Annotated in this window: 1 protein-coding gene; it reads left to right on the forward strand. The window is 75.7% G+C overall.

Features of this window, described 5'->3' with window-relative positions; translation table 11 throughout:
• Nucleotides 1-1,115, forward strand: a 1,115-nt coding sequence (locus K6I33_RS35200; RefSeq protein ID WP_229358857.1) for an AMP-binding protein, incomplete at both ends; no start/stop codon positions are given.

Below are 1,115 nucleotides of genomic sequence, written 5' to 3' on the forward strand. Positions count from 1 at the left end.
GCCGCCCCCGCCGGAACCGTCCTGCGCCACACCGCCGGACTCCCCGCCGGCTCCCTCGCCCGGCTCACGGCCGCCGCCGACACGGTGAAGGCCACCTGGGCCGAACTGCTCGTCGCCGCCACCGCCGGCTATCTCCACCGTGTCACCGGCGCCGAGGACATCGTGCTCGGCCTGCCGCTGAAGAGCCGCACCAACAAGACCGCCCTGCGCACGCCCGCCATGATGGTCAACGTCATGCCGCTGCGCGTCACCGTCCGCCCCCAGGACACCGGCGCCGGATTCCTCCGCCACGTCGTCATGGAGATGCGCGCCGCCAACCGCCACCAGCGCTACCGCCAGGAGGATCTGCGCCGCGACCTCGGGCTCCCGCCGGAACAGCCGCTGTTCGGGGCGATGGTCAACATCAAGCCCTTCGAGAACGAGGACCTGGACTTCGCCGGCCTGCCCGGCGTGCTGCGCAACCTCGCCGCCGGTCCCGTCGACGACCTGGCCATCGGCGCCACCCCGGGCCCCGACGGCGCCCTGCGCCTCGGCCTGGACGCCAACCCCGCACGCTACGACGCCGGCTCCCTCGCCACGCACGAGCACGGACTGCGCCGCTACCTCGACGCCCTCACCGACCTGCTGCTGGAGGACGCCCAGCGACCCGTCGGCACCATCGATCTCCTCGACGCCGAGGAGATCCACCGGGCCACCGCCGGCCGCGCCGAGGCACCCGTGGACCGCACCCTGCCCGAGCTGTTCGCCGACCAGGCCGCCCGCACCCCCGGGGCGATCGCCGTCCGCGCCGGCGCCACCGCCCTCACCTTCGCCGAACTGGACACGGCCGCCAACCGCCTGGCCCACGAACTGACCGACGCGGGCGTCCGCCCAGGCACCGCCGTGGCCCTCGCCCTGCCCCGCAGCGCGGAGACCGTCGTCGCCCTGTTCGCCGTCCTCAAGGCGGGCGGCGTCTGCCAGCCCCTCGACCTCGGCCACCCCGCGCAGCGCCTCACCGCCGTCCTCGACGACACCCGCCCCGGCTGCCTCGTCGGCACCGCCGAGGCCGTGCGCGGCCTGCCCGGGCACACCGTCCCCGTGCTCCTCCTCGACGACGAGGCCACCCGCGCCCGGAT

This window comes from Streptomyces sp. UNOB3_S3, from assembly GCF_020740895.1.
GTDB lineage: Bacteria > Actinomycetota > Actinomycetes > Streptomycetales > Streptomycetaceae > Streptomyces.